This window comes from Paenibacillus sp. LBL (assembly GCF_029893715.1).
Classification (GTDB): domain Bacteria; phylum Bacillota; class Bacilli; order Paenibacillales; family Paenibacillaceae; genus Paenibacillus_AQ; species Paenibacillus_AQ glucanolyticus.
In genome coordinates this window covers 391,911-416,774 of record NZ_JARXYU010000004.1, presented here as the reverse complement: position 1 = coordinate 416,774, position 24,864 = coordinate 391,911, and the positions used below count along the sequence as shown (strand labels likewise).

The window sequence follows — 24,864 nt, the reverse complement described above, 5'->3', positions numbered from 1 at the left end:
GTTCTATGGATCAGGAGTACGTCATTATTTCGCTAACTTCGCTTTCTCGGCAAACGTGTTGTTAACGATCTTCTCAGGAGCTACCCGCTCTTTCAGTTCGCCGGCTTGATCCATCACGTCCAGCAGATTGTTCCATTCTGCATCATCCACGATCGGATCGGTTGCGTAGCTCCCCTGCTCTTTGTACCGTTTAACAGAAGAAACGACGATATCCCGGTCGCTATCCTTGAAATAAGGCATGATGGCATCAGCAATATCCTCAGGAGTGTTGGCATCCACCCATTGCTGTGCCTTGTAGAGGGCATTGGTAAACTTCTGAACCGTTGCGTCATGTTTGTCGATATAACTCTGCTTGGTCATGAACACCGTATAAGGCAGATGTCCGCTTTCCACGCCGAAGGAAGCTACCACCTTACCCCGGCCTTCTTTTTCGAAGATGGAGGCTTGCGGCTCAAAGAGCTGCACAAACTCACCCGTACCGGAAGCATAGGCTGATGCGATATTGGCAAAATCAATGTTCTGAATCAGCTCGAGATCACCGTGCGGGTCAATCCCTTTTTTGTTCAGTGTGAACTCGCCTGCCATCTGCGGCATTCCGCCCTTGCGCTGGCCCAGGAATACCTTACCCTTCACGTTGTTCCAATCAAACGCGCCTGATCCGTCCCGGGCCATCAGGAATGTGCCATCCGTCTGTGTCAGCTGACCGAAGTTAATGACAGGATCCTCAGAGCCCTGCTGATAGACGTAAATCGAGGTTTCGGAGCCGACTAGCGCCACATCGATAGCTCCTGACAGCAATGCCGTCATAGTTTTGTCACCGCCCGGGGTCGTCTGCAGCTCCACATCAAGCCCCTCTTCCTTGAAAAATCCTTTCTCCAACGCGACATACTGCGGCGCATAGAAGATCGAACGTGTCACTTCGCCAATCTTGACTTTTGTAGCCGATCCACCGCCACCGCACCCGGCAAGCGCTACTCCGCAAACAAGCAGCATCGATAACGCCAGCCCCCACCATTTTTGACGCTTCATGGTAACCCTCCATTCCCTTGAACAAACTTTTCTTTTCAACATATGCATGCGTCTGCCCAAAGGTTAAACGCCTGGCAGTGTCACTCATGCCGCTGTACCCTATGTGCGGAGAAGATAAAATACCAAACGAGCTTTTCCTATGTAAAAGAAAAAAACGCAGCCACAAGGGCTGCGTCTCATCCATTAAAGCTTATAAATCTCTTTATATTTCTCTTCCAGATAATCCGCCAGATAGTCCGGGTTCAGCTCTTCTCCTGTGATTCTCACAATAATCTCGGAAGGTTTCTCGCTCTTGCCGTACTTGTAAACCTTGTCTGTCAGCCATTCTTTGATTGGAGCCAAATTCCCCTCTTCAATCAACTGGTCAAGGTTCGGCAGCTCTTTACGCATCGTGTGAAGCATTTGGGCAGCATACATGTTACCCAGCGAATAGGATGCAAAATATCCGAAATCACCGCCGGACCAGTGAACATCCTGAAGCACGCCCATTCCATCGTTTGTCGGCATAATGCCGAGGTATTCCTTATACTTCGCGTTCCAGGTTTCCGGAAGATCCTTCACAGCCAATCCTTCGTTAAAGAGCATTTTCTCGATCTCGTAGCGAATGATGATGTGCAGGTTATATGTCAGTTCGTCTGCCTCAATACGAATCAAAGAGTTCTCTACCTTGTTCGCAGCCAGATAGAATTGCTCAACGTCCACTTCCTTTAATTGCTCAGGGAAGTACTGCTGGAGGTCCGCAAAATAACGACGCCAGAACGGGCGGCTCCGGCCAATCATATTCTCCCAAAGACGGGATTGGGACTCATGAATGCCCATGGAGGTGCCGCCGGAGAGCGGCGTGCCTGCCAGTGTCTTGTCGATATTTTGCTCATATAGTGCATGCCCGCCCTCGTGCAAGGAGCTGAATACCGCACTGAGCACGTCATCCGGAAGATACATGGTCGTAATGCGAACATCGCCAGGATTGAGACCCGTCGCAAATGGATGCACACTCTCATCCAGGCGTCCTGCTTCAAAGTCATAACCCATTTGCTCCAGCAGAAACAAGCTGAATTTCTCCTGCTGTTCCTTTGGGAACAGCTGTTTCAAGAAAGCTGTTTCCGGCTTGAAGGAAGACTCCTGGATTGCATGGACCAGCGGCACCAGACGCGCTTTCAGACGTTTGAAGATGGCATCCACCTTCTCCACCGTCAGATCCGGCTCGTACATATCAAGCAGTGTATCGTATCGGGTATCCTTCACGCCCCAATATTCGATAAACTCCTGCTTGAACGCTACGATTTTGGTTAAGTATGGCTCGAAACCTTCGAAATCACTATTCTTCTTCGCTTCCTCCCACTTCGTTTCCGATTGGGCGGCAAGAATGGAATATTCCTGGAAGCGTTCAGGTGGAATGGATTTGCTCTGGTCGTACATTTTACGCACTTCCGCGATCATGCGGCGTTTGCGATCATCCAACTGCTCTGCCTGTTCCGGCTCGGCAAAAAAAGACAGAAGCTGTCCCATCTCCTCCGAGATTTGCAGTTTAAATGCTTCTGTAGATAGAACCCCGATCGTTTCGGAACGAATTTCGGTTCCTTTGCGGGGAGCACCTGTCCGTAAATCCCAATGAAGTAGGCCTATAGCTTCGTAGTAGCTCATAATTTTGCGAACCAATCGATCAAATTGTTCCCATTGCTGTGAATGTTGTACTGCCATACGGGCTCACCTTCTTTTTTAGTGATAGGAATCTTTTATACTCTATTGATGATACTTTTTACAAGGTATATAATCAACTTCCAGAAAGAATAAATAACATTCTACATATAAAGGAGTGTCAGGATGCCTTGATTATTCAACTCACCCCCCAAGCCGAGCAGAAGCTGAAGGATAAACTTGGGGACAAGCCAGGCACCATCAGGCTGATCTATGACACGGAGGGATGCGGATGTGCCGTCAACGGCGTTCCAAGCCTGCGAATTGTAGATGAGCCTACAGTGGATGATATCACTGTAGATACGGGAAGCCCTGTGCCTTTTATTGTAAACCGTCGGCAGGAAATTTTCTTCGAGGACAAGATGAAGCTTGACGCCGATCCCGGCGTGTGCTCCTTCCGCCTTGACAGCAGCGGACAACATTACGGCACCAATATTCAGATTATAGATACCCGAGTGCAACAACTATAAACGACGATCGAAACGAAGGAGAGAATATCCATGGAACAACACCTAAACAGCATTTTGGAACACAACCGCAGCTTTGTAGAGAACAAAGAATACGAATCCTATCTGACCGGTCGTTTTCCTGAGAAAAAACTCGTCATCATCACCTGCATGGATACACGGCTCGTCGAACTGCTTCCAAAAGCAATGAATTTCAAGAATGGCGATGTCAAAATCATTAAAAACGCCGGCGCTATCATCTCCCAGCCTTTCGGCAGTGTGATGCGGAGCGTTATGGTTGCACTGTACGAGCTTCACGCGGAAGAAGTAATCGTAGTAGGCCACTATGAATGCGGCATGGCTTCCCTGAACGCCGAGGATATGATCCAGCATATGAGAGACCGCGGGATCTCGGATGAAGTTCTCTCCACGCTTGAAAATTCCGGCATCCGCTTGTCCAAATGGCTTCGCGGTTTCGATAACATTACAGACGGCGTAAAAAACACCGTTGACTTGATCAAAAAACACCCGCTGCTTCCGCCAAACGTACCCGTTCACGGCATGGTTATCGACCCTAACACAGGCGCGCTTGATCTGGTAGTCGAAGGTTACGAGAACAAATAAATCATTCAAAGTCAAATTGGAGCACAAGCGCTGAGGCGTTTGTGCTTTTTTAGTCACAATTTTACCAAAAGCAGAGAGAAAGAACCCTCCCCCAGTTGTCAAACCATACAGTTTCAGTGTACACTTTTTATCAACCGGACCGATAGGCGGATTTCCATCCCAACCTTAGTGTCCACGATATGCGTTTCAAAGGGAGTTATGTCCATGAATACGTTGTCATACGGCTTGTTAGGACTACTAGCAAGAAGAGAATCATCAGGATACGATTTGATGCTTCGCATACAGCCATTTTGGCAAGCCAAACACAGTCAAATTTATCCCCTGCTGTCCAGCATGGAGGAGAAGCAATTGTTGTCCTCTCACTGGGTCCAGCAAAGTGATAAACCGGACAAGAAAATCTATGCGATTACCGAAAAGGGCATGCAGAAGCTGCGCGAATGGATGTACCAACCCATTGCTCCCGCAGTCACCAAAGATGAACTTTCTCTTCGAACCTTCTGCCTGTGGTTAGCGGAGATCGGCATCGCCGTTGATATTTTCGAGGACCGCAGAATTGGCTATCTGGAGAAAAAGCGTTATTACGAGCAGATTTTAGAGGGGATTCCGGAGGAAACCCGAGAGCTTGGAAGTAAGGCATTCAGCAATTATGTACTCGCTACCAAAGGATTGATGATGGCTGAGACCGAGCTGAAATGGTGTGATTGGGTACTGGATTTATTAAAACAGCAGCAGCGCTCAACCGCCTCAAAACATGGTCGCACAAATTTTGAAACCTTATCGTGACTCGTCCGTAGTACTCTTTATTACTCTAAATTCACTGGGAGGTTCGACAGAACACGATGAAAAAAGTATTGACTATTCTTGTAGCGATTACACTGTTCTTTGTAGCGCTGACACCAGATTCCGCAGATGCCAGAAGAGGCGGCGGCGGTTTCAAATCCGGTAATAAAACATACAACAGCACTCCGAAAAAGAATGATACCAATAATGTGCAACAATCCAACAACCGTTCCAATAACACAGGAGCTGCAGCCAACACAACCAAACGCGGATTCTTTAGCGGCGGCGGCTTGATGAAAGGTCTTATGATCGGTGGTCTTGCCGGTTTGCTCTTCGGCGGAATGTTCGCTGGCATGGGCTTCATGGGCGAAATTATGGGATTGTTGATTAACCTCATTGCAATCTGGGCTTTGATTATGGTCGTTATGGCTGTTGTACGTGCCGTGAAGAATCGTCGTCAACAAAACGAGCGTCGCGACAACAACAACAATAACAATAACAATAATAATCGGTACTAATCCATGGTTCTAAGCATGGACGAAATCATCAATGCGGTCTGTCTTCACCAGGCGGAACGCAGAGGCGTCAAACCGACAGATGTATCGCTTGAGCTTAGCTGGGATGAGGATACCGGTTATACGGCGGAAGTATGGGTAGGCGGAAGAACCCAGTATTTGATTGAGGCTAACCTCATTGAAGCGATTCTTCGCTACCTGCACTCCGAGTACAACATTCGCGCATACAGCGAACAGGTAAGACTTGAGCTTGAAGACGAAATTATCGCAATTGTTCAACAATAAGCAAGAAATCATAAAAACTGCCGCCTTGCGTAACGCGAGGCGGCAGTTTTTTTATAATAAACCCTCTTCTCTTCCCAACTTATCTGCAAACGTTCCTGCTGGCTATTCATGCTGCTGAAGACCATCCGGCGTGTACACCATGCAATACTGCCGGAGTGAACTGTTGGGTAACGGAATGATTTTGACCATGCGATAATCGTAGTGCTCATAAATGGGTACGTTGCTTGGGGTCTGTGTCTCCAACGTACATAAGATATTCTTCGTATGACATTCTGCAAGCAGTGGCTTTATGATCCTCGAAACGTATCCTTGTCCGCGGCAGCCTTCCTGCACAGCAATCATATCCAAGTGCATATACTGCCGGTCGCCCAGCATCGATAGCCAAACTGAACTCATGCTGCGCAAAATGGTTAGTCCTCGAACAAATCCTCGTATCCCAATGATTCGGCAAATCGGCAAGGATTTGATTATGGCGAGCCCGATCTGTTTCGCATACTTAACGTTAGAGAGCAGTGTTCCTGCCTGTCGCTCCGAATGGAATACCAACGCCACGGCCTCGTAGTCCTTAGACGTCGTTAATACATCCGAATAAGGATACAACATTTCAATATAGCACTGAAAAAAAATATTCAGTGCGTCGAGCCTCGTTGTCTCATCAGGCAAAATAAGTTGATATAAAGGGTCATCCTTTGCAAAAGCTTGCGCCAGCGTGCTGGCTGCCTTTGGAATGTCAGATCGATCTACTCTCAATAATGTGCTATAAATAATTCCACCTCAAATTGAATTGTCCTTCGAATCAGCAGTTTCATACATGCTCATGCTATACGCTATTTTAGCTAGGAAGAATCCACATGAAACACCTGATACTGCTTCCGGTATTCCCCGGGGGTGTACGACGATTGACGTTTGAATAACCGTGTAAAGTAGTTATTATCCTGGAAGCCGCATTGCTCTCCGATTTTGATCAGGGACAGCTCCGAATGTTTCAGTAGCCGTTTAGCTCGCTCAATCTGCAGATGATGTCTGTATTGCAGCGGACTCATCCCCGAGTATTGCTTCAAAAGCAGCGCGCCAAATAATCAAAATGATAATGCAGCTCGCGCTCCATCTCTCCCGAATCAAAGGGCTGCTCCAGGTGATTCGCCAAGTAGGAAGCTACCTTTTCGCCAAGAAAATAGGATCGGGCATGCGGACTGCTCTTTCTCATCCCGTTCTGCAATTGCAGGAGAAGCTGACCGAACAAATTATGCAGCTCAAACGATCGGTATGGTGTAAGCGCACTGTGCAGTACAAGCATATAACATCTATTCCTCATTAAATACTTCGATCATCAACAGGGCACCTTTTCTAAATCCATGCACGAACGCTGCCGCCGTATGCATTGCACTTGATTGACCTGCCAAATCAAACAACTCTTCAATTTGCTCAAATTCAGTTTCCGATAAATTTTTTTTGAAGGACTCCATGCAGCTAGAAATTTTTCTATTAATTGACTTATAATTTGGATCAATAGATTTTATTGATTCATCAGGACGCCAATTTCCATAGTATATTTCCTCTAGAATATTAATCATTTCCCTTCCTTTCCTTTAAACACGTCTGATTTATTAGATAAGCTTACACCAAAAAAATAAATCGATTGATATTTATGCAAATTCCGCATAGGTTTTTCTGTCGCAGTGAGCTCTCCCCCTGATGAGGACTCTTCTATTCAATGGAACTAGGCCTGTATATTCCAGAGCTATCCTATCTTATGGTATAATCTACTATTGTGGTGGTTATCTTCCATACAGAACCGATTTGAGAGGAGAACAATTTCATGCAAGAACACAAACGCTGGAGTAGAGTCAAGCGCTGGGCCGGTGCCGGGGCATTAAGCTTAACCATTCTGTTAGGCAATGTCTTCCCGATTCATGCCGACACACCGACTGCTCCCGTACCCGACATCAGCCCTTGGTCGATAGCTACACTGAACGAAGGTGAGAAATACGGCATATATCCGATGGAATGGTATTATGACGGAACCTTCAGACAATCCATTACGGAAGATAAGTTTCAATCTTTAATGGCTACTACGGCGAAGAAGCTGGATCAGCTGGGTCTTAAGAAAAAAGAAGCTTCCTTGTCCTATGTAACAGCCGATGTAATCACAAGAGAAATGGTCATCACCTCTTTATTCAAGCTCCTGTCCAATTACGAGCTGCCGGAAGCTTTCGGGAACACGGCGGTCAAACCGATGGATTACATGCAGCAAAAAGGCATCGTAAAAGGCACCAAAGCAGGTCTGCAGCTGGATCAGCCTTCAAGCGTCGAACAAGCGGTTGTGATGGCCAGCCGATTGATTGAGTATACATATGATACGGCCGATGGCGGAGCCGAAGGCCTGATGTGGAAAGTGACTAACGATAACAACACACTGTATTTGCTCGGATCGGTTCATTTGGGATTGACCGACATGTATCCGATGCATCCGAGCATTCGCGATGCGTTTGCGGCATCGGACGATCTTTGGGTCGAGGTTGATATTGTCAACGGGGATATGTCTTATTTCCAAGAGAAGATGATGTACAGTGACGGCACGAAGCTGCAGGATCATATATCCGCAACTTCCTACGAGAAGCTGCAGAAGACGCTGAAAAAGCTGGCACTGCCAGCAAACACGTTTGATAGCTTCAAGCCCTTTGGCGTATCCAACACCCTCTCCACGTTCGGTTATTTCGAGAATCCGGCCGACAGTGCGTTGGCCATGGCAACCGGTATCGACAGCTATTTCCTTACTAGTGCCATGCTGACAGGCAAGCCAATTCATGAGCTGGAGAGCATTAAGCTGCAAGCTGACCTGTTCGCTGACGTGCCTGCCGAAACGCAGGAGAAAGAATTGAATGAACTGCTGGATGTCCTCTTGTCAGAAAAAGGATCGCAGGAAATTGCCAACAACCTGAAGCAAATGCAGCTGGATTGGATTGAAGGCGACGTGGAAGGCCTGAAGAAAACCCTGACCGCTGACGGACAGCTCACCCAAGGGGAAACCAATCAGCGTCTGATCGGCGAACGAGACAAGAACATGGCCATTAAACTGTCCGAGCTGCTGGAAAAAGAAGGAGAGCATACTTCCTTTGTCGTGGTAGGCGCGGCACATTATGTCATGGATGGCATGGTTGTCGATTTATTAAAAGAAAAAGGTTATGATGTACAGCTTGTACAGAAATAAACAAGGTATCCTGCTGTATTGATATTGTATCGCCCTGTCCGTATTCATGTGGACAGGGCGATTTTTTATATATAGAGATGCTCCGCATGTATCATGTGTCATTGACCTGCGCTCACAGATTACCGATAATGGTAGAATGAGTTCACTATCTTCAAAGGATTGGAGCTATATCATGAAATATCACAATTTGGAAGAGTGCATCATTGATCTGGAAAAAAACGGGCATTTAGTTCGTATACATGAAGAGGTTGACCCTCATCTTGAAATGGCAGCCATACATATGAAGGTCTACGAGGCAGGCGGCCCGGCACTGTTGTTTGAGAACGTAAAAGGTTCGAACTTCCGTGCGGTATCCAACCTGTTTGGAACGATGGAGCGCAGCAAATTCATTTTTCGGGACACGTTCGAGTCTACGCAAGATGTCATTGCATTGCGCAATGAACCCATGAAAGCGCTCAAGAATCCTTTTAAATATGTCGGGACGGGATTAGCGGCTAAAACCGCATTGCCTCTCAAAAAAACAACCGCCCTCCCGCAAGGGTTTCAGGAAATCCAAATCGCCGATCTGCCGCTGATCAAACATTGGAAGGACGACGGCGGCGCTTTTGTCACCTTACCGCAAGTGTATTCCGAAGATCCGGAAAAACCGGGCATTATGAATTCCAATCTGGGGATGTACCGCGTCCAGCTTACAGGCAACGAATATGAAATGAACAAAGAAGTCGGCATCCATTACCAGATCCACCGCGGCATCGGCATCCATCAGGCAAAAGCAAACAAGCTGGGCCAGCCTCTTAAAGTAAGTATTTTTATAGGGGGTCCACCTGCCCACACGATATCGGCCGTGATGCCGTTGCCTGAGGGCATGAGCGAGCTTACCTTCGCGGGTTTGCTGTCAGGGCGCCATTTCCGGTACAGCTATGTCGATGGTTATTGTATAAGCCACGATGCGGATTTTGTAATTACAGGGGAGATTCATCCCGGCGAGACCAAACCGGAAGGACCATTCGGTGATCATCTGGGCTATTACAGCCTTGTTCATCCTTTTCCTGTCATGAGAGTGCACAAGGTATATGCCAAACAGCGGGCCATTTATCCGTTTACGGTTGTCGGCAGACCGCCGCAGGAAGATACGTCCTTTGGAGAGCTGATTCATGAGCTGACCGGCGGGGCGATTCGCCAAGAGATCCCGGGTGTCAAAGAAGTGCATGCGGTTGATGCTGCCGGGGTTCACCCCCTGCTGTTTGCCATTGGCAGCGAACGCTACACCCCCTACCAACAAGTAAAACAGCCGGCAGAGCTGCTCACCATTGCCAATCGGATTCTAGGCACCGGCCAATTGAGTCTGGCCAAATATCTGTTCATTGCCGCTGAAGAGAAACAAGCGTTAAGCACGCACCATATCGAGGGGTTCTTGACGTATATCTTGGAGCGCATCAATCTGCACCGGGACATCCATTTTCAGACCAATACTACAATCGATACCCTCGATTATTCCGGAACCGGACTCAATACTGGCAGCAAGGTTGTCTTTGCAGCGGTTGGGGATAAAAAAAGAGAGCTCTGCCGTGAAGTGCCTGAAACCTTGAAGGATCTGCCAGGATTCTCCCCTGCCCGATTGATCATGCCAGGCATTGTGGCTATACAGGGTTCCCCATTTACGAGTTATTCCGATGTGCAGCTGGAAATGGACGGACTAAGCGAGGCTATTCGAGCGAGAGGCCCTCTCCCCTCTTGCCCGATGATCATTCTATGTGATGACAGTGAATTCATGAGTGCGGCCATCAGCAATTTTCTCTGGGCGACCTTTACGCGAAGCAACCCTTCCCATGACATTCACGGTGTGAACGGCTACTATGAGCACAAGCATTGGGGCTGCGACAATATCATTATCGATGCCCGTTCGAAACCGCATCAAGCACCGCCCCTCATTCCGGATGCCGCAGTCGAACAACATATCAAGCGCTTGTTTACAGACGGCGGCAGTTTAAGCCGCATTCAAATACGCTAGCAGCCGTAAACGTGCTTTGAATCTTATTTCCTTCAAATGAAAGCAAACCTAAAATGGGCTGGTCCTTAGTCATTACTGACTTTGGATCAGTCCATTTATTATGCCAGCACCCTCAGCACATCTTCAATCTTCTTCCCATGCGAGATCACCCCATAATTCATCCAGGTCAGAAAATCGACCTCGTACACGCAGCCGCCCTGTACAGCAGGTAGTGATTGCCATTCTGACCAGTCCAGCATACTCCGTTCCTCCCCTTCCCAGGAAGAATGACGCTTATCAAACGTAATGAACAGATGATCGGCATCCAGCAACTTCAACCATTCCTTGGTAAGGCTGGCTATCCTGGCCCCCCGGGACAACTGCAGAACGAGTGGATGCGGGGTCAGACCAAGGTCCTTGTACAGTATAGGTCCCGTATATCCGTGATCAGGACCCGCATAGAGACTGATTCCGAGGGCTGATATTCGAAGACAAGCAACGGTCTGTGTACGGACCGATTGCCTAAGAAGCCTCTTGGCTTCGCTGGCCTTATGCTCATACTGTGAAATGATATCCAACACGCGGTCCTTCCTGCCCAACAGTTCCGCCGATTTACGCAGGGTCAGACGCCAATCCTCACCCGGGTGCGGGAACTGATACGTTGGAGCCAACCGTCCCAAACCATCGTCCGACATCCAGCGTTCAAACCCGATATTTATGATAATGCAGTCAGGCTTATGACAAGACAGTACAGCAATATCCTCGTTCTCAATATCAATAACCGGGACGTGCAGCAAACCGAGGTAATCCTGCTTACCCCATCTGGAGTGTGAGCACTGCACGACCGGGGTTATTCCGAGGGCCACCAGAAAATCTTCAAGGAAAGGTGCAAACACTCGCATATTCTCCTGTCGGTAGTGGTTACGGCGATATTGTCCAGGAGAAACACCAACGGTTTGTTTGAAACGACGGTTAAAATAATATTCGCTGTTAAAACCGACAAACTGTGCAATGTCCAGCAGTCGGTCATCGCTTGCCAGCAGCATATGTTTTGCCCGATCTATTCGAATCCCGTTCAGATAATCGAGGGGATACTGGGTCGTAATCTCTTTGAATATACGTGTATAATGCCAGCGTGCAACATTCGCTAATTCAGCCAGTTGTTCCACGGTCCATGGGTTTGCATAATGCTCTTTCAGATGTTCAATCGATAACTCTACAGCATGACGCATATTCAACGTGTAAGAATCGTTCTGATTCTGACGATATAGGAATAGCATGAACGCTTGAAAACAGACGGCTAATTCGAAGGATTCAAGTTCGTTACATGTATGCCGGTGCCGATAAAGGCTTTCCAGATAGTCGATGCATTGGGAGAACGGGCGGCACAACAGTTCCCCCTGCCGCAGAGAAGATTGAGAGCTCCTTACAGGTGCAGTTTGTCCAGGGTCATCTCCCTCACTCCGCCAGAGTTCATAAGTTAAATGATAGAAACACATGCCTTCTGTTTCAGAACGGAGACGTGCTGTCGAACCGGGAGCTATCAGATAACTCTGCCCTCCACGCATAGTGAGCTCTGTTTTATCCAAGACCCATTTCCCGCTTCCGGCCGTCACGATCAGCAGCGTAAACTCGTTGCCCTGCACGAAATCTTCCCGCCAATCGATGTACTCTGAACGAAGCTGAATATCCTTCAACACATAGAACCAAGTGAAGCGGTTTATCCTGCCGTTCTCATTCTTCATCTCATCTTCCCCTGACCAAGAAACTTTTTTCGAATATAGTGCAAAGAAACAGAAAGCTCATCCAGCGCAGCCGGCAGCTTTCTGTTTATATTCTAGTTTACGGACGATCTGCTTATTGGACAAACCATTTCAAGAGATCATCAACCTTCATCATATTAGCGGTAATTGCGCCGGATTGCCAGTGCGTCCGATTGCCTTTATAGACGTGTCCATTTTTGACTGCCGGTACCGACTTCCATAGCGGGCTATCAAATACTTGCATCGCTTCTTGGTTCTCCTCCGAGTCCCATCCGCCGTTCGATGGGAATACGATGATATGATCTGCATCCAGCTCAGGAATTTTCTCTTGCGACAAAATGGCCTGATAATCGGTCATGTTTCTCACAAACGGATGAGGGATCAATCCCATCTCTTTATAGATGTTGCCGGTAAAACGGTTTTCGATACCAAACAGAGCAAGCGTCTTATCCCCGATATTCAGCCTGAGGACGGCAACGGTCTCTTCGCCAACGGCCTGTTTCAGCTTCGCTTTGGCGTCAGCGATCTTCTCATTGTACTCGTTAAGCGCACGTTCAGCTTCTTCAGGAATACCGAGCACATCCCCTATCGTTTTCAGGATTTCCGTTGGTTTCTGCAGAATGGACTCCGGCAGCCGATAGGTGGGGGCTATTTTGGAATACAGTTCATATTTTGCTGCATCCACCGCACCGTCAACGATGATCAAATCCGGGCTTGCCTCCAGCAGCCCTTCCATGCTCCCTGTTATATCAAAGGTTGGCACATCCAGATCCAAGTAATCCTGTTTCCCCCAGCTCGGATGATACCACTGAACAACTGGCGTAACGCCGAGAGCCAAGAGATAGTCCTCCACATAAATACCCGCTACCCGTTTCGGATTTACCGGAATTTCGACGTCGCCGAATTCATCCTTCATCACTTTGGTATCAGCCTCTGTCTGATCCATCTTATTTTGAGCCGCCTGCTTGTCCGCCGTGTCCTGCTGATTGCCGCATCCAGCCAGAACCATCATCAGTACAAGTAAAGCTATTATCCATCTGGCGCTCTTGTGATGTGTCCTTATCCCTAACATAAAAACCATTTCTCCCCTTGCCTGTTGTTAAAAGGTACGAAACGAGATCCTATTGCATCTATTGATTATGATAATCATTCTCATTTCGTTCAGATACATTGTATCCCACTCAATATCACCAAACAATGCACTTTCTCAAAATATTTCTTATACAAACTCAAAAGAAAGGCCTCCTGCTAGGAGCCCCTCTTCTCTTATCCTATGAATCTTTATATAATGAATAGTATTCAGACTGTTAATTTCTACCTGGGAGGGAAAACATGTTTCCACGATTAGAGACAAAACGATTGTTACTGCGAGAAATTCACCAACAGGATGCTAGGGCTCTTTATGATTGCTTCTCGAATGACGATGTTGTCCGCTACTACGGACAAGACAAGCTGACTTCCCTCGACGAAGCGCTCCAACTGGTTGATTTTTTCGCCAAAAACCATGCCGAGAAACGCGGCCTTCGATGGGGAATCGAGCTCCAAGGGACGAGCGGTTTGATCGGAACGATCGGATTTAATCTATGGTCTCCAAGGCACAAGAGGGCCGAAATCGGCTATGAACTTCATCCTGAGTTCTGGGGTCAGGGGTATGCAAGCGAAGCTGCTTCGGCCATCATTGCCTATGGGTTTCACACGCTGGATCTGTCCCGTATCGGCGCCGTTGTTTTGATCGAGAACCAGGCATCCCGGACGCTCCTAACCAAGCTCGGTTTTGAAGCGGAGGGAATTCTTCGCCGATATATTTATCAAGACGGTGTTCCGCATGACACCCAGATGTACTCCCTATTAAGAGAGTAACCGGACGGGCATGATAGGGCTCCCCTATTGTCGTTACGTGTTATTCATCAAGCGATTCCGAAGCATCCAGGAAGGGTTTATTTACAAAATAATACATAAAGCCCATAAGCAGCACGCCTCCAACTAAATTGCCGAGTGTCACCGGAATCAAATTGTGCAGCACACCATCAAATGAAATCGTGCCCGGATGGTTCAGAACCAACGCGATGGCAAACGTACACATATTCGCAATGCTGTGCTCATAGCCGGAGATGAAGAAGCAGAATACAAACAGCATCATCGCGAACATTTTGGCGCCATCGCCCTTCAGTGACATGGGGATAAAAAATGCAAGGCATACGAGCCAGTTGCACAAAATCGCCCGGAAGAACAGCTGCACCATCGGGGTTGTCATTTTCTGCTCAACCACATGCAGCAGGAACCCGTTCACGGACGAATCCATAAAGAGTCCCGTCAAGAAAATCAATAACGCAAACGCGCATGCGCCCAAAATGTTCCCGATGTAACTGAAGATCCACAATTTGACAACCTCAATCCACTTGAGCTTCTTGCGCAGAGCGGCGTACGTGTAGTAGAAGGTATTCCCGGTAAACAAATCTCCTCCCCCATACGCAATCAGAATGATGGCGGCGCCAAACGTAAGGGCAGCCATCGGGTACGTCAAGGGGGAATGCTCCAGATAAAAAAAGTTCCCTGTCTTAAACGCGACAATGACGCCAAAGCCAATGAACATACTGGCAAGCATGGACCGTGCTAAATATCGAAGCTGGCTTTGCTTAAATATTTTGTGTTTTTTCAGAGCAAGCTGCTCCACTTTGAATAGCGATTTGGTTTCCATAACTCCTCCTGAAGAAAGACGGTTCTATATAGATTACACGATTTTACATATAATTCATATCATCTTGAGCATTATCATATGAGAAATGCCCCGCTTATAATGAATCTTCGATCGGCCTCATCATCTCTTTCCGCAGCCGGTGTACCCGTTAGACGTGTGGTGATCACAGCCTTCTGCAAACCAGCTTCGCTTTTGAGTATCAATTCTGAGATTTCATCTTCATATAATCGTAACCTAATATTTCTTCGCTTCCACTATCATGGGAGGATAAGTCCGGAATTCTTGTTTGATAAACGGAGCATGTGGTAAATACATGTTACAAAGGAGAGGATACAACATGGACATGAAACAGCTAGCTAAAAAAGCAATCGTCACCTTTACCATGGCAGGGGTTGTCGGCCTGAGTGCTTTGGGAGTGAATTATACCGTTTTCCCTATACACCAAGCAGAAGCGGCCACAACGGCAAGCACCGGCAATTACGCTTCCGAACAGGCTCTTCAGAAACTCAACAGTTTCTATAAACCCGCACTAAAGGGCCAGTTTCCTGGTGCAGTCAGCGGTTTAACAATCGGTAAAAGCACAAAGCAGGATGTTTACAAAACGATTGGCGAGCCTTCTTTACCAGGTAAGGATGCAGAGGCCTTTGACTTGTACGGTGCCAACATGGGGAACCCGGGCTATGCCTTCTCCTATAAACTGAACAAAATCCGCGAGATGCGTTATTTTGGAACCAATGTGGAACGACAGACTAATATCGGCGGCATTACGATGAAGATGTTAAAGCAAAACTGGTTTGCTCCGGATGCCACATCCACTTTCAAAAACGGCAAGACCACTCAAACCAAACTCACCTACAATCGGGGAGATTACAAATTAGAGTTTATCTTTAACAGCAGTACAGAGCTTGACCATATTAATCTGATGAAAAAATAATGCAAAAAACCATGATTTCTTAGAAATCATGGTCAGAGCGTCAAGCCCGGTCTCTAAGAGAGTCCGGGTTTTTTCTTGGTTGCGTTGCGTTTCATCGATTAGCCTTCCTTCTGCTTACATCAAATATTGATTCAACATGTCGTCCATCCACTCATGACTGTGTTCCAGACGTTTGCATCCTGCAGCCAGCGAACCCACCTGCTCCCTTAACACGTTGACATCATCCGTTCCTTCTATATAACGACTCATAAAGTGCAAAAACACATCGACCATGCGCAAGCGCATGAGAAACGGAATCGCCGTAATTTCTTCCGAACTTAACCGTACACGGCACGCAAACCCTTCACAGAACCTCTTAATGAGTTCTCGCTCAAACTCAGAACCCAGAGAACCTGAAATCACAACTGCAGGCTCCATTGCTCTCACGTCCCGCGTGCAAAACTCAAAATCAAGCAATGCGACAACTTTGCTTGATTCCTCTGCGTCTACCAGCAGGTTAGAACAATTCAGATCGCCATGAACCAGCTGCTGCGGAAGCTTTTTCAGGGAGTCCAGCCTGCCGCATATATCAACATAGGCCTCTTCTAATATAACAAGCGCGTCGCGGAGATCGCTTAACGGCTGTGGCGGGCGCTGGCAAAAACCAAGAACAAAGGCCTCACTGCATAAAGGATACGATTGAAGCAGCTCGTAATACGGCGGATACACCGGGTCCATACCAACTGAACAAACCGCAAGTGCGTTTACAAGCTCCCCCGTCTTCTCCCCGAAAGATAACACGGATTGAATCGAGTCTGCTTCCGGGCGCACTCCTTCAATGTAAGCAAATAGGCATGCGTATCGGTCGCTGCCATCCGATAATTGCACCACATGATCGCCCGATGTGGAGATGATTGGCACAGGAATCTTAAAACTTAGCGGCATCTGCGGCAGCGAGTTCAGAACAGCAAGTTCAAACTGGATCTTGCCCTTATCCCGATGTGTATTGTACATACGCATGACAGAACGGCGGTTCTCACGAACACGATGGATAAAACAGGTGGTATTGTTCCAGCCCGTAGGACCATCCACCGTGCTGCCGTTCCAGTCAGGCCAGTACGCTTCCATCAATCGTTGAATCATGATTATTACCTCTCCAACTCTTTGTAATCGATTCTTATGGCAGAAATCGGGGCTGGTTCACTTCCGAACCGTATTATACAACTTCAGTGCCATCCTAAATATAGGTTGTGTTGAAATAGGAGCCGGTTCCATGATTTCATTAACATGGGCGAGTCGGCTTTGTGGAGGACCGTTTTTTTAAGCGCCGTTTAGTTACTCAGATTCCATGCTCAACATAATGATGAGCTCTCTTCCGTTTTAGCTACCTCTACCTTTACACCGGTCTCCTGAATGCGTTTCACCACTTCCTGGTCTGCCTTCTCATCGGTAATCAACACATCCAGATCTTCGACAGCACCAGCTTTAGCAAAACCATCCTGACCGATAACATGATGTGTCGCCATTCCAATTCTGCGGCGGGAGACGGCAGAAGCCGCACGTCCAAAAGCGGCTACTTCAGGTGTCGCAACGAAGATTCCCTCATCGGAAATGCCGCCGCCGGTCATAAAACCGATATCAAATTTGAATTGGCGAATAGACTCGCTCGCAAGCACATCCGTCATATTGCCGGATGGTTTAACCCGTCCTCCAATTAGATACGTATCTATCCATTCGCGTTCGCGTAAAGCTTCGGCAACCTTCATGGAGTTCGTCACAATCGTCAGCGGCATCTGCTCGGGAAGATGCTTCAGCAGCAAGTAGGTCAGTGAACTGCTGCCGATAAACAACGTATCTTTCTCGCGTATATAGGAGACGGCAAGTTTGGCAATGGCGTTCCCTTCCTGCGTGCCTTCGCCATACCGTAGTTCCGGGGGTTGGGGCGGCTGCCTGACTTTCATGGAAGGAATCGCTCCTCCGTGTGTTTTCTGAAGTAAGCCCTGATCCTCCATAATCGTCAGGTCCCGGCGAATCGAATCAATTGAAATTTCAAATCGTTCGGCCAATTCCTTGGCAATCACCCGTTTCTCTTGATGCAGCAAAGCAAGAATTTTCTGACGACGTTCCTCGGCAAACATTCCTGATTGATCTTGCATCATGCATTAACCCTCCATATTATTCATTATTTTTCCATCTACACCTCGATTATATTCATTTTTATTCTGTTTTGCAATCCGTTTTTATCAGTTTTATGCGTTTATATTCGTTTTTCATGAAATGAATTGCCTGGGAAAGTGGATGAATACGGTAGCGTAGGAGCAGGATTACGGCTGCAAGTCCTTAACAGGGTCTTGCAGAGCTGAGTGCGGCGCGTTCTGCGGCTGCAAGGTCCTTAAAAGGGACTTGCTGCTCTAAGGGCGGGAATGCCGCGGCTGCATTCCTGAGGAAAAATACGGCAGGACACTTTTTCATAATGAAATTGTGGAAAACATGCCTGGATAACTGCCTTCCACATTATCCTCTCACAACGCGGAAACCGCAGTTCCCCGTTGAGCTGTCGGGCGTATTACCGCTTCTCGCAGCTACTCTATATCGGTTGCAATAGGATTTATGACACAGATACGAACCGCCTCGCATCGATCTGCTGCCGCTTGGCTTCGCATAGAATGGGTTGGCTGCAGAGGTCTGTTGATGATAGGCAGGACTGAACCAATCCGCACACCATTCCCACACGTTGCCGGACATGTTATACAGTCCGTAACCATTGGGTTTGTAGGCATCTACCGGCGCTGTACCGATGTATCCGTCGCTGGCGTTATTTTTGACCGGGAATTTGCCCTGCCATATGTTGCATTGATGTTCGCCGTCCTGCTTCAACAGATCGCCCCATGGATAAGTCCTGCCTTCCAAACCGCCACGTGCCGCATACTCCCATTCGGCTTCTGTCGGAAGCCGCACGCCCGCCCATTGGCAATAAACATCCGCGTCATTCCAGGAAACGTGCACAACCGGATGATCCATCCGACCTTCAATACTCGAATCTTTACCCTCCGGCGCTGCCCAGTAGGCTCCTTCAACGACCAGCCACCATGGCACTCCCTGCGGGACCTGGACGACGCTTGCCTTTGTTTCTTCCGATGCCAGCAGCTCAAACACATAGGACCATCCATATTTCTCCGCATCCGTCACATAACCCGTTGTTTCTACAAAACGTTGAAATTCCGCATTCGTAACGGTAAATGGCGATATCTCAAAACCAGATACACTTACTCCCCGAGCAGGACCTTCTCCGTCTCGTGGGAACCCTTCCTTCGTATCGGTCCCCATCATAAACTTCCCCTCTGGGATGTGAACCATGTTGGCATGGGGTGCAGCATATGGATCATGCATCTTGGCTCTGCTCGGAGTTCCATCACAATCATTGGCTACGCTCAGATTTCCATCCTGCTCCTTAACTACTCTCAGTTTCCCAGCACAATCCTTGGCCACGTTCGATTTTCCATCCCGCTCCATGGCTGCACCCAGGTTACCATCAAGTCGATCCTTCCCATTGCTTTCCGCAAGCTGTACCTTTTCCCTGGAACCTGCACAGCAAGCATGATGTTCTTGCATACCTCTGCCTCCTCTTCATGCAAACAACGGGACCTCCACTCTGTCGTGGCTGCCCCGCTGTTCTAACTTTCTCTAATCCCCTAAGCCAACTCCTGAGGATGGCGGCGTATCAGCTCCGGCACCGCTTCTCCGCGGCCCGTGTTTCTCAAACGCTCGATGTATCGAGGAAGATGACCTTTGGCATGGTAAGGGCCACCCTCCTTCATTACCGTCCACAGCGGGTCCACGTCAAAAGGCATCGTTGCCATCATAAGATCATGCCATTCATTGAGCAGGTATACGGCCTCCCTGCAAAGGTCCGGCCTTTCAGACGCCAGATTGTGCTGTTCATGCACATCCTCGTGGATATGGAACAGCATCTCTTTATCAAACAGATGATAGCCGTCATGATACGTTCGGATGTACAGCCAATCCCCGAATCGCACACTGCGCTGACAGACATGGGCACACTGGGATACCACCAGATAGTCACGGCCGCTCCCTTTCCCGCTTCGCAAACTCTCTGCATAACTGATGCCATCCCAGCTTTGCACGGGTGAAACGTTCATATATTCCGCCATCGTAGGCAGCAGATCCAGATGATAGTGCAGCTCGTTATCCGTTACCCCCTTCATCATGCCAGGCCCCCGGATAATCATCGGAATGCGGCAAGTTCCCTGATCTGCTGTCCCATGCTCGCCATAAATTCCAAGCTCACCCATATTCTCGCCATGATCCGCGGTAATGATGATGATCAGATCATCCCACACGCCTTTGTGGCTTAACAATTCAAAAATAGCGCCGATATGCTCGTCCATATGCCGAATGCCGCAATCATAACCATCCACCATCGTACGTAAATCCTCCATCGACCTGATCTCACCAGGATGGCGCGGATAATCGGGGGATACCTCGTTGTTGTACATGTTAATTTCGTTCACACCGTGCGGGCCCACCTTCTTCTGATGCTCCTGCAGCACATCTTCGGTAATCCAGTCAGGGAGAGGTTCGTGCTCGAAGGGATTTCCCAGCGACTCGGGTGCCCGATACGGTGTATGCGGATCCCAAAAATTCACGTACAGCATCCAGTTCTCCTCATCCGCATTCCGTTCCAGCCAATCCAGCACAACGGGGGATACTTCTTCCGCTGATTCCAAACCGCCCTTGCCGGTGTTATACATTTCATTAAAGCCCGCATAGAAGGTCCAGGCCGAATGCCGTTCCCCGAACGGACTGATCAATGCCGTCTTCATGCCGGCACGCCGGAAAATAGCCGGGAAACTCTCGGAGGCCAGCTTGTCGCGGAAATCCCGGGTAATGCCTTCATGCCTTACGTCAGCAGCCGTTCCTCCATGACCGACAACACCGTTATGAATACCGAACTTCCCTGTCATTAATGCCGTTCTTGAAGGGAAACAAGGCGCATCCGAGGTATAATAATTGTCGAAGCGAACACCTTCTGCCGCTATCCGGTCAATGTTCGGCGATGTATTCCGGTGATACCCGTAGCAGCCCAGATGGTCCGGTCTGGTAGAATCCAAATCCAGCAATAACACTCTCATATCCGCATCGTTTCCTTCCTCATCTAAATTCGCATATACTCTCTTCAGATCATGTCAGCGTTTACAAATATTCATGCAGTTGACTGAAATTATAGGCCACGATTCCACGAACCGTCGATGTACATTTCATTCATTACTTGTACATTTCTATTTCTTTTTTCAACAATCGTCCGATTAAAGCAATGATTTCACTACTCTTGGGGAGCCTGGCTATGCTAGGCTATAGGTATAAAATCACTGTGAGGTGCTGACCATTGATCAAGTTGATGAGTGTGAATTTTGATGACTGCATTCCGAACTGGCGGACACAGCTTGAGACGATTGAATATAACGTCCTTGTAGTTGTGAGAGAAGGCAAAGTAAGGTACGAACTGAATGGGGAAGAGATGATTGCAGAGAAAGACGACGTACTCTTTATCCCGCAATCGACAAGACGCAGCGGAACGAACTGGAACGGCATACCTCATCAGAAACATACCATCCTCTTTACAATGGATCGTCATGAACCTACGGGCATCCCATTCCTGGATGAAGGGAAATGCCTAAAATTCAACCTGTCCCATATTCAATATGCGTATCATCGCTGCGAGCGTTTGTACGAAGAAATGCGGGGAGATAAAAGCTACCGTACCATGATCTGCCTGGGCATTATGCAGGAGCTGATCGGCATGCTGGCCCGTGAACTCGAGAAGACGGAGCTGGCACCAAGCAAACGCAAATACGCGGATACCATCAAATCTTATCTGCTGGAGCATTATCGCGACCCTATCGAAATCGAGTCGTTGGCAAAGTTAATCCATCGCTCTCCCAACTATGCTACTGCCCTCTTCAAGGAGGTACACGGTCATTCTCCCATTCGGTATATGCATCAGCTGCGCGTGCTGGAAGCCTGCAGCCTCCTGCTTCATTCGGACATGACAATCGCTCACATCGCGCAGTATCTGGGTTATTATGATACGTCCTACTTTTACCGCATTTTCAAAAAATACACCGGCCTTTCGCCCTCCGACTATGTACTGCAAGGTGAACGGCCCGATATTTCCAAGCTATTCACCTGATTCTAGAAATCCCTGGCTTTCATTCACTTAAGCGGCTTCTGTCCCGCGAATTGAATGACATGGGACAGACCTTGATGTCCCTGCCCTTCCTGGCGAACGACCTCTCCCATAAAAAAATGCACGATCCGCCAATCCGCAAAGGGCTCGAGAATATCCGCTGGCGTGTATAAAAACTGTTGATCTTGCGGTCCCCCGCTTCGATAAGGAATTTGATGAACAGAATAAACCTCGGTAAGGAAGTAGCCTCCCGGCTTCACTGCTTCCCTCACACCGGCCAGAGTCTTCGTTCTCAGTTCCTTCGGAAAATGCCCGAACACACAAATGATTTCATCCCACAGATCCTTCGTCCATTGTGCTTCCTGCAGATCCACAAGCTCAGTGTGAATGCTCATGCCGTTTGCCCCGGCCAACCGTTTGGCTTTATCCAGGCCCGATTCCGCGAAATCCCATACGGTTACCTTCATGCCTTCACGAGCCAAATAAACCGCATTTCGCCCTTCTCCCTCGGCAATAGCGAGTGCATCACCTGAGAGTGCTAGTTTCTTATGCATGTCGGCAATGAATACATTCGCTTCTGTTCCAAATACGTAATCTTCCCCCTGAAACCGTTCATTCCATGGATTCATCGTTTCACACCTCTTTTTTGTAAGTTCACTTTATCCTCGAGCCTGAATCTGTACCAGCCCTGTACCAATCGAGTCTAATACCATATTACCATGGCTGAGGCAGGGTTGCAGCGAGCCCCCTCATGACCCCGTATTTCTTCTTGTAATGGCTTAAAGTCAAGAGCGGCCATATGTACCGATAGCTGTGATAGTGAGTATAGAAGCTGCCCGGAAGCCCGGCACCCATCGGATAGGAGGCCGTCCAGTCGTCTTCATGAAGCAATTCGATGAGCCTGTTTATCCCTCTGTTAACGGCAGTGGACGGCTCTGACTGAACCGCTATGAGTGCATCGAGTGCCCAAGCGGTTTGGGATGCCGTGCTGTGGCCTAGAGGCATGTATTGCATCACCTGGTCGCTGGTGCAGGATTCACCCCAGCCCCCGTCCGGATTCTGAATCTCAAGAAGCCATGCGGCTCCTCTTTGAATCGCCGAATGGTCCGCCGGCAGACCGGCAGCCTCTAAACCTGTCAATGCTGCCCAGGTGCCGTAAATGTAACAGATCCCCCATCTTCCATACCATGAGCCGTTTTTTTCCTGATGAGTGATAAGCCATTCGGTTCCTCGTTTGATAAAATCATGCTTCATGCCGAATCCGCAAAAGTTTCCGAGATATTCAAGCGTGCGTCCGGTAAGGTCGGCCCCGGAGGGGTCAATGGCCGCGGATTTCGCACCGTCTATCGCCAGCCACGTCAGCATTTCCTTATCGGTGTTTTTTTCGAAGGCGGGCCATCCGCCATCTTTATTTTGCATCGATAACACCCAGTTCAGTCCCCGATTGGTTGAATGCTGATAAATGGGCGTGGTATGCGACAACGAGTGGATCGCTCTTAAAGCAGCAGTCGTGTCATCCACATCAGGATTCAAGGTATTGGTCTCGGAGAAGCCCCATCCGCCGGGAACCGTATCCCGGTTATGAATGCTCCAATCCGCCGTTTTATCCTGTTGTCTGGATAAGAGATAGGCTGCTGCCCGCTGTGTCGTCTGTTGATCCCCGTCGACGCCGGACTCCTGCAGCGCATACAAAATCAAAGCCGTGTCCCAAATCGTCGAGGGCGAATTCTGAATCGTGACCTTGCCGTCCACGCGGTACTGCAGCGCGGTCAGCCCTTGAACCGCATTCATGAGGATGGGATGCCGTTTATCATAGCCCAGTGCAAGCAGGGCAAATACCATAAGAATGGTGCTGCTCGCATAACTATAGAGGGTGCCGTCCGATTCGATCCGATCCAGCATGAACTTCTCGCCCTTGGTTGAGGCGGCTTCATGGATGAAACGAGGAGTTCCGAGAAGTCTGCTGAGGCCCATACGTATGCTTTCCCCAATCTCCCGATTTTCCTGGGGTAACGAATCATCGTCATCATCGCGGGAATCGTTCAGATCGGACAAATCGGGAGCCGTCTCCGTAGATATGGAGAAATTCCTGTCGGCCATAATCAGCATGGGAATGAGATGAATGCGGGAGTACCCTGAGAATTCATATAGATTGATGGGCAGATAGGCAGGAAACAGAATGATCTCCAGCGGTATGAGCGATATGGACGCCGGCCACTTTCGCTGGCCCGTTGCAGCCAGGATCGCTTTTGTCAAAACGCTCTTGGATTTACCCAGCCCGCCTTGCGATTGAATGTATCGTCTGGTATGTTCCATGTGTTCGTCGGACCATTTGCTGAATCCGGAGTAGAGCAGCCCATAATAGGCATCAATAGTAGCCGATAAGCTGCCTCCTTCTTCGTCGTGATACCAGCGCCAACAGCCTTCCGGCTGCTGCTCTGCAAGGATGCGATCATGCAATTCTCTGATAAGCTCTTCATTCTGAATCTCCAATATTCGAAAGAGGATTATGACATAGGCATCCAGCGTAATCCCGTTCTCAAAGCAAAAATGCCAGGACCCGTCTTGATGCTGCCGCTGTATGAAAAAATCAGTCAGCTTGCTTATTTCCTCTTCTACCGCGCTCTGTACATCATTCATGTTCTCGTACCTCCATCGTAGCCTCATGATGAACATTATATGAGTGCAGGAATAAGGAAATGAT

The 24,864-nt window shown here is 48.4% G+C and carries 25 protein-coding genes; 10 read left to right on the top strand and 15 right to left on the bottom strand.

Features of this window, described 5'->3' with window-relative positions:
• Positions 1-24: 24 nt before the first annotated feature.
• Both M2277_RS13155 and M2277_RS13150 read right to left on the bottom strand, forming a co-directional pair.
• Positions 25-1,029, bottom strand: coding sequence for an ABC transporter substrate-binding protein (locus M2277_RS13155; RefSeq protein WP_006209632.1), 1,005 nt, complete (start codon positions 1,027-1,029; stop codon positions 25-27).
• A gap of 183 nt (positions 1,030-1,212) precedes the next feature.
• Positions 1,213-2,730 carry a carboxypeptidase M32 gene (locus M2277_RS13150; RefSeq protein ID WP_280754913.1) on the bottom strand — a complete coding sequence of 506 codons (1,518 nt, stop codon included), beginning with the start codon at positions 2,728-2,730 and terminating at the stop codon, positions 1,213-1,215.
• Between the two features lie 128 nt (positions 2,731-2,858).
• On the opposite strand from M2277_RS13150, the gene M2277_RS13145 reads away from it, so the two are divergent.
• From M2277_RS13145 to M2277_RS13125, 5 genes are all read left to right on the top strand, one after another.
• On the top strand, positions 2,859-3,197 hold the full coding sequence (locus M2277_RS13145) for an iron-sulfur cluster biosynthesis family protein (protein ID WP_036637526.1): 339 nt from the start codon (positions 2,859-2,861) through the stop codon (positions 3,195-3,197).
• Positions 3,198-3,227: 30 nt separating this feature from the next.
• Positions 3,228-3,797 (top strand): beta-class carbonic anhydrase, encoded by a 570-nt coding sequence (locus M2277_RS13140; protein ID WP_006209629.1) that lies wholly within the window; start codon positions 3,228-3,230, stop codon positions 3,795-3,797.
• Between the two features lie 204 nt (positions 3,798-4,001).
• On the top strand, positions 4,002-4,580 hold the full coding sequence (locus tag M2277_RS13135) for a PadR family transcriptional regulator (RefSeq protein WP_036637524.1): 579 nt from the start codon (positions 4,002-4,004) through the stop codon (positions 4,578-4,580).
• 56 nt (positions 4,581-4,636) lie between these two features.
• Positions 4,637-5,095, top strand: coding sequence for a hypothetical protein (locus M2277_RS13130; protein ID WP_280754912.1), 459 nt, complete (start codon positions 4,637-4,639; stop codon positions 5,093-5,095).
• 3 nt (positions 5,096-5,098) lie between these two features.
• Positions 5,099-5,377 (top strand): YxcD family protein, encoded by a 279-nt coding sequence (locus M2277_RS13125; RefSeq protein WP_280754911.1) that lies wholly within the window; start codon positions 5,099-5,101, stop codon positions 5,375-5,377.
• A 102-nt stretch (positions 5,378-5,479) separates the two neighbouring features.
• On the opposite strand, the gene M2277_RS13120 is transcribed toward M2277_RS13125, so the two are convergent.
• The 4 genes from M2277_RS13120 to M2277_RS13105 all read right to left on the bottom strand — a co-directional run bounded on the left by M2277_RS13120 (position 5,480) and on the right by M2277_RS13105 (position 6,951).
• A complete protein-coding gene (locus M2277_RS13120; protein ID WP_280754910.1) occupies positions 5,480-5,929 on the bottom strand; it encodes a GNAT family N-acetyltransferase in 450 nt (149 codons plus the stop codon).
• Between the two features lie 284 nt (positions 5,930-6,213).
• Positions 6,214-6,438, bottom strand: coding sequence for a helix-turn-helix transcriptional regulator (locus tag M2277_RS13115; protein WP_280754909.1), 225 nt, complete (start codon positions 6,436-6,438; stop codon positions 6,214-6,216).
• Positions 6,435-6,674, bottom strand: a complete 240-nt coding sequence (locus M2277_RS13110; RefSeq protein ID WP_280754908.1) for a hypothetical protein — start codon at positions 6,672-6,674, stop codon at positions 6,435-6,437. The genes M2277_RS13115 and M2277_RS13110 overlap by 4 nt, the downstream gene beginning before the upstream one ends.
• A 7-nt stretch (positions 6,675-6,681) precedes the next feature.
• Positions 6,682-6,951 carry a DUF6809 family protein gene (locus M2277_RS13105; protein WP_280754907.1) on the bottom strand — a complete coding sequence of 90 codons (270 nt, stop codon included), beginning with the start codon at positions 6,949-6,951 and terminating at the stop codon, positions 6,682-6,684.
• A gap of 245 nt (positions 6,952-7,196) precedes the next feature.
• Between M2277_RS13105 and M2277_RS13100 the strand changes: the two genes are divergently transcribed.
• Together M2277_RS13100 and M2277_RS13095 are read left to right on the top strand one after the other, a co-directional pair.
• Positions 7,197-8,588 carry a TraB/GumN family protein gene (locus tag M2277_RS13100; protein WP_006209622.1) on the top strand — a complete coding sequence of 464 codons (1,392 nt, stop codon included), beginning with the start codon at positions 7,197-7,199 and terminating at the stop codon, positions 8,586-8,588.
• 172 nt (positions 8,589-8,760) lie between these two features.
• Positions 8,761-10,599, top strand: a complete 1,839-nt coding sequence (locus M2277_RS13095; protein ID WP_148247592.1) for a UbiD family decarboxylase — start codon at positions 8,761-8,763, stop codon at positions 10,597-10,599.
• Between the two features lie 98 nt (positions 10,600-10,697).
• On the opposite strand, the gene M2277_RS13090 is transcribed toward M2277_RS13095, so the two are convergent.
• Positions 10,698-12,323: a helix-turn-helix domain-containing protein gene (locus M2277_RS13090; RefSeq protein WP_172963965.1), complete on the bottom strand. Its 1,626-nt coding sequence runs from the start codon at positions 12,321-12,323 to the stop codon at positions 10,698-10,700.
• A gap of 112 nt (positions 12,324-12,435) precedes the next feature.
• Positions 12,436-13,413, bottom strand: coding sequence for an ABC transporter substrate-binding protein (locus M2277_RS13085; RefSeq protein ID WP_006209618.1), 978 nt, complete (start codon positions 13,411-13,413; stop codon positions 12,436-12,438).
• 260 nt (positions 13,414-13,673) lie between these two features.
• On the opposite strand from M2277_RS13085, the gene M2277_RS13080 reads away from it, so the two are divergent.
• On the top strand, positions 13,674-14,201 hold the full coding sequence (locus tag M2277_RS13080) for a GNAT family N-acetyltransferase (RefSeq protein WP_148247594.1): 528 nt from the start codon (positions 13,674-13,676) through the stop codon (positions 14,199-14,201).
• A 40-nt stretch (positions 14,202-14,241) separates the two neighbouring features.
• Here M2277_RS13080 and M2277_RS13075 read toward each other — a convergent pair whose 3' ends face one another.
• A complete protein-coding gene (locus M2277_RS13075; protein ID WP_036637514.1) occupies positions 14,242-15,039 on the bottom strand; it encodes a formate/nitrite transporter family protein in 798 nt (265 codons plus the stop codon).
• 337 nt (positions 15,040-15,376) lie between these two features.
• Between M2277_RS13075 and M2277_RS13070 the strand changes: the two genes are divergently transcribed.
• The gene (locus M2277_RS13070) at positions 15,377-15,973 is read left to right on the top strand and encodes a YjgB family protein (protein ID WP_148247595.1); all 597 of its coding nucleotides are present in this window, start codon (positions 15,377-15,379) and stop codon (positions 15,971-15,973) included.
• A 114-nt stretch (positions 15,974-16,087) separates the two neighbouring features.
• On the opposite strand, the gene M2277_RS13065 is transcribed toward M2277_RS13070, so the two are convergent.
• From M2277_RS13065 to M2277_RS13050, 4 genes are all read right to left on the bottom strand, one after another.
• Positions 16,088-17,095, bottom strand: a complete 1,008-nt coding sequence (locus tag M2277_RS13065; protein ID WP_280754906.1) for a phosphotransferase enzyme family protein — start codon at positions 17,093-17,095, stop codon at positions 16,088-16,090.
• 209 nt (positions 17,096-17,304) lie between these two features.
• Positions 17,305-18,090: a DeoR/GlpR family DNA-binding transcription regulator gene (locus M2277_RS13060; protein ID WP_172964059.1), complete on the bottom strand. Its 786-nt coding sequence runs from the start codon at positions 18,088-18,090 to the stop codon at positions 17,305-17,307.
• A gap of 376 nt (positions 18,091-18,466) precedes the next feature.
• On the bottom strand, positions 18,467-19,342 hold the full coding sequence (locus tag M2277_RS13055) for a formylglycine-generating enzyme family protein (protein ID WP_280754933.1): 876 nt from the start codon (positions 19,340-19,342) through the stop codon (positions 18,467-18,469).
• Positions 19,343-19,644: 302 nt separating this feature from the next.
• On the bottom strand, positions 19,645-21,105 hold the full coding sequence (locus M2277_RS13050; RefSeq protein ID WP_280754905.1) for a sulfatase family protein: 1,461 nt from the start codon (positions 21,103-21,105) through the stop codon (positions 19,645-19,647).
• A gap of 254 nt (positions 21,106-21,359) precedes the next feature.
• Here M2277_RS13050 and M2277_RS13045 point away from each other — a divergent pair, with 254 nt between their 5' ends.
• A complete protein-coding gene (locus M2277_RS13045; protein ID WP_006209607.1) occupies positions 21,360-22,163 on the top strand; it encodes a helix-turn-helix domain-containing protein in 804 nt (267 codons plus the stop codon).
• 23 nt (positions 22,164-22,186) lie between these two features.
• On the opposite strand, the gene M2277_RS13040 is transcribed toward M2277_RS13045, so the two are convergent.
• Together M2277_RS13040 and shc are read right to left on the bottom strand one after the other, a co-directional pair.
• Positions 22,187-22,789 (bottom strand): class I SAM-dependent methyltransferase, encoded by a 603-nt coding sequence (locus M2277_RS13040; RefSeq protein ID WP_280754904.1) that lies wholly within the window; start codon positions 22,787-22,789, stop codon positions 22,187-22,189.
• 85 nt (positions 22,790-22,874) lie between these two features.
• Entirely contained in the window at positions 22,875-24,800 is a 1,926-nt protein-coding gene (shc, locus tag M2277_RS13035; RefSeq protein ID WP_280754903.1) for a squalene--hopene cyclase, read from the bottom strand.
• Positions 24,801-24,864 lie beyond the last annotated feature (64 nt).